The sequence below is a fragment of the Brachybacterium vulturis genome, from assembly GCF_043641765.1.
GTDB lineage: Bacteria > Actinomycetota > Actinomycetes > Actinomycetales > Dermabacteraceae > Brachybacterium > Brachybacterium vulturis_A.
This window is the reverse complement of the sequence record NZ_JBHZRO010000040.1, coordinates 1-4,121: the sequence shown is the minus strand read 5'-3', so window position 1 is coordinate 4,121 and position 4,121 is coordinate 1. Positions and strand designations below refer to the sequence as shown.

Genomic DNA, 4,121 nt, shown 5'->3' with positions numbered 1-4,121 from the left:
CTCGCCGCAGAGGGTGTTACCGCAGATCAGCGCGCACATCCATGCCTCTAGCCGCACCCAATTCTGCGGAACCCCGGCCTGGCCCGCAGAATCCCCGAGCAGCTGCCCGAGATCGCCAAGCTCGGGCGGACTGAACCAGCGCACCCAGGACGTGCTGAGCTTCTTCGACCGACCCGGCACCAGCAACTGACCGACCGAGGCGATTCAACGGCCGGCTCGAGCACCTCCGCGGCATCGCCCTCGGCTTCCGCAACCTCACCCACTACATCGCCCGTAGCCTCCTCGAAGCCGGCGGATTCAGACCCGACTTGCACAGGTTTAGTGACCCACGGCGTCCGGGGTCTCGAGGGCGTTGAGGATGTAGCGGGCATCGTCGGTGAGGGGGCGGCGGCGGTGTGGAGGTGTCCGCCGATGTTGATCTAGAGCTCGAGCAGCGGCTTCAGGGTGCGGATGATCTTCCGGATCCTGAACCCGGTGGCAGTCTGGAGGTAGCGGGCGATCGCTAGCGCGGTGAACACGATCGTCAGGTGGGCTTCGAGCGCATCGCGTTGTCGGTGGAACGTGGGCCTGGCCCGGAGGTCCGTCTTGCTCATCCCGGAAAGACTGATTCAATCCTGTGCTTGAATGTGACCTAGAGCATTCAGATGCTCCGCAACAGATGGTCATCATTGGTGGGTGCTGGGGTCATCCACCACAGTCTGAGTGCGCAGAAGGCGTGCTCAATAAGGGGAACGTGAACATGCGCATGAAGAAAAGGTCAACGCGGGGGCGTGCTCTCTCGGTGTTCGCGGCCGCAGGCCTCGTGGTGCTCGGGGGTGCCAGTGTGGCCAGCGCCGACAGCGCGGCACCGGAGTCCGCGAGCTACGGCGGTTCCGTGGTGTCGATGGAAGGCGACGTCCAGATCATCGATGCTGGTACGACGGCCACGGGTGGCTGGGTCGCATTTATAGGTGACGGCACCGTGACGGTCACGCCGGAGGACATCACGTCGATCCCCACTTCGGAGCCAGGCACTGTTTCGCCGTACGCGACGGAGTACGTTGGCGGAGGCGAGTGGACGTACGGGACGAGCATCAACGGCGGTGGGCAGAAGACCTGTACGTCGCAGTACTACCACGGCAGTCGGCGTCATTCGGCCACGGTCGCAATGAACGGGAAGACAGACGTGGATGTGGAGTCGGCGGGCGAGCTCGCGTTCGCAAATGTGGGTTCTTGGACGTTTGCGACCTGCTACGCGTACTGGAGCAACCTCTGAGCCACGCTGATAGTTCTCTCGGAGACACCGAAGGGCACGGCGGGCGATCGAAAAGATCATGCGCTGTGCCCTTCGGGTTGCGCCCCCTGTTGGCCCTCGTCGCAGGGATCGGCTTCGGGCTCCTCGTCTGCGTGGTCAACGCGACTGCGTTCACCGGTCAGGTCTTTCTCTCCAAGCTCTTGGGAGGGATCTGGGCCTGGGTCGGCGTGTCCTATGTCGTCGCATGGGCAGGAAGCGGCACGTGGGCTCATTTCTGGCGACCGTTCCTGTTCATCGAGTCGGCCGTCATCACGTACTACGTCTACGACTTCCTCGAGCAGGCTCTACGCCCGACGACTATCGCGGTAGGGCCACCGGACTTTCTGTTCGGTGCGGTCTATACGGTGGCAGCGCTCCTGATGTGCGCGACGTTCCGGGTTGTGATCCCTGTCGCCAAGGGGACGTCGCGGTGGCAAATCCCAGCTTTTGCATCCATTCCAGCCCTGGTAGCGTATTTCGCCTTTGCGCAGTACCCGGAACCCGGCCTCCCGCCCACGAGCGTGTTCTACGACCCTGTTCAGCAGGCGGTGTCGCTCGTCGTGATCGGGGCCGCGGTCCTCGCTGTCATCATCTTCGCCTCCCGGCCGAGCACGGTGCGAAGAACCTCGCATGCGCGGTGAGGCTGGAGAAGACAGACTCCCTGAGAGATGATTCTCCCGGGGATTCAGCTGTCGGAGGTGACGATCAATCCGGCTCATCGCATTTGAGGGTGTAGCAGGGGTCTGAAGCCTCCGGCCTCGAGGAGGCTGCGGGCGATGTAGTGGGTGAGGTTGCGGAACCCGAGGGCGGAGCCGCGGAGGTGTTCGAGGCGGCCATTGAATCGCTTCGGTCGGGCCGTTGCTGGTGCCGGGCCGGTCGAAGAACGCCAACACGTCCGCAGCTCGTTTCGTCAGCGTTCGGCCAAGCTTGGCCAGCTCGGGCAGGACATCCGGCACCTTCTTGCCAAGCGCCCCGATCAACTTCTCCATCATGGCTCTAGCCTTCGCCCGGTCGGGCTCGCGATAGGCAGCGAGCATGGCCTGGTAGACCTCCCAGGTCGCCTCGACCGCGACGTGCTTCTCGCGCTCGAACAGCGCACTGAGACGCTCGCATTGACGATCGGTCAGCAGCGTGGTCCCGGTGTGCAGGGTGCGGCGCGTCTTGTAGAGGGGGTCCTTCTTGCGGCCTCTGCGTTGGTGAAGCTGCTGCTGAACGCGGCCTCGGCAGTCGTCCAAAGCGTCCCCAGCCAAGCGGACGACGTGGAAGGGGTCCATGACCGCGACCGCGTCCGGGAGGGCCTCGCCGGTCGCGGTCTTGAAGCCGGAGAACCCGTCCATCGCGACGACCTCGATGCGCTCCTTCCACGACTCGGGACGTGCCTGGAGCCAGGCTTTGAACGCTGCTTTGGAGCGGCCGGGGATCATGTCCAGCAGCCTCGCGGGCCCGGTCTTGTCCCTGGCCGGGGTGAGATCGATGATCACAGACGTACTTGTCCCCGCGTCGGGTGTGGCGCCAGACGTGCTCGTCGACTCCGATCACGTGGACGGCGTCGAAGCGGGCCGGGTCATCGATCAGCAACCGCTGGCCCTCGGCGAGGACAGCGTCGTTGGCGGTGTGCCAGGCGACGTCCAGCCCGGCGGCGATCCTTGCGATCGAGAGGTGATCGATGACCAACGCTTCCAGCGCCCACCGCATCCCGCCGCGGGAGAGTTTCGCCCGCTCGGGCGCCACCGACGTGCAGTCCTCGCGCCAGCGGTTCCCGCAGTGCTCGCACCGGTAGCGCCGAATCCGCACCAGCAGGATCGTGGGCCGGTGGCCGAACGGCTCGTGAGCCAGGCGACGCGTGATCGTGCCGCGCGAGGTCGACCATGCTCCGCAGGCGCGGCACCACGGATCCTCCTTCGCCAGTCGACACTCGAGCACCGCCCGCTCAGCCGAGAGGCATTGCCCTACGACGACCAGGCCGAGTTCGTCCAGGCGTGCGAAGGTCGTCAGATCGGGGCTGTCGAAGGTAGCTTTGGGCACGTCGAGGTCTTCCTGATGGCGAGTGTGAGAACTTCCATCATCGGGAGACCTCGACGTCTATCCCGACACCGACGCGCCCACCATCCGCCTTGCAGCTACCCCCTCAACTGCGAAGAGCCAGTTATCCCCAGAATTGTGCACACTGTGAACAGTGCTCACGATCGTTCCTCCGCAGTACCCCGGTATCCACATTTCTGTCCTGAGTGTTGACGGGGGTCCCGAAATGATGCCAAGAAATGTGGCTCCCTTTGCGCGGGCACTGCGGGGCGGAGCTCTGCGGCTGCGACGCACAGCTCACCGTCCGGGCGATACCTCCGGCGAAGTGCTGTGTGCTGCTGAGTCAGCAGCTGAGCCGGCATGGCCGCGGCTGTCGGAAAGGACTCCGGGAGAGGTCGCGATGGGGACTGCAGGGTGAATTTCAGGGCTCAGAGGCGGTCTCGGTGAGAGTGACCGTTCCTCCCCACAGAGGGGTTGTCCACAGAACCTTTCCTCCACACATCGTGGTTATCCACAGATTCATCCCCATTTGCTGATGACCCTTCAGTAGGGAGAGGGGTAAGGAATAGGGTTGAAGCATATTGTTCGAGGAGTTCGCGGAATGTTCTGATGCCGGGAAGGGGGTGGAGGTGATGGGGGAGTTCGAGGACGAGGAGTTCGGTCGCAAGCACGGGCCCGACGAGACCTCCGGGCGTGGCGGTGCAGGCCCCGCCGCCGATGCCTCTGGTGAGGGGCTGTCGTGGCGGGTGCGGGCGCGGCGCGCACTGTCCGAGGAGTACATCCTGGAGGAGGTGGAGCCGGGCAGCCTCGAAGCAGCCCGGGTGCT

At 64.6% G+C, this 4,121-nt stretch carries 2 protein-coding genes and 4 pseudogenes; 4 read left to right on the top strand and 2 right to left on the bottom strand.

What is annotated here, in order from left to right; genetic code table 11:
* Window positions 1–90: 90 nt before the first annotated feature.
* Window positions 91–356, top strand: a pseudogene (locus ACHUEU_RS16400) (transposase); the annotation flags it as partial.
* Here the strand turns inward: ACHUEU_RS16400 and ACHUEU_RS16500 are convergent.
* A pseudogene (locus tag ACHUEU_RS16500) lies at window positions 319–606 on the bottom strand (IS1634 family transposase); the annotation flags it as partial. The pseudogenes ACHUEU_RS16400 and ACHUEU_RS16500 overlap by 38 nt on opposite strands.
* Window positions 607–739: 133 nt before the next feature.
* Here ACHUEU_RS16500 and ACHUEU_RS16390 point away from each other — a divergent pair.
* Entirely contained in the window at window positions 740–1,255 is a 516-nt protein-coding gene (locus ACHUEU_RS16390; RefSeq protein WP_394217153.1) for a lactococcin 972 family bacteriocin, read from the top strand.
* Between the two features lie 65 nt (window positions 1,256–1,320).
* On the top strand, window positions 1,321–1,914 hold the full coding sequence (locus ACHUEU_RS16385) for a hypothetical protein (protein WP_394217152.1): 594 nt from the start codon (window positions 1,321–1,323) through the stop codon (window positions 1,912–1,914).
* Between the two features lie 74 nt (window positions 1,915–1,988).
* On the opposite strand, the pseudogene ACHUEU_RS16380 reads toward ACHUEU_RS16385, so the two are convergent.
* A pseudogene (locus tag ACHUEU_RS16380) lies at window positions 1,989–3,298 on the bottom strand (ISL3 family transposase).
* Between the two features lie 629 nt (window positions 3,299–3,927).
* On the opposite strand from ACHUEU_RS16380, the pseudogene ACHUEU_RS16375 reads away from it, so the two are divergent.
* Window positions 3,928–4,121: pseudogene (locus tag ACHUEU_RS16375) on the top strand (HNH endonuclease); the annotation flags it as partial.

What these genes read in the sequence shown, in the direction of transcription:
- ACHUEU_RS16390 (WP_394217153.1), top strand. Translation starts at nt 740, where the DNA reads ATGCGCATGAAGAAAAGGTCAACGCGGGGGCGTGCTCTCTCGGTGTTC.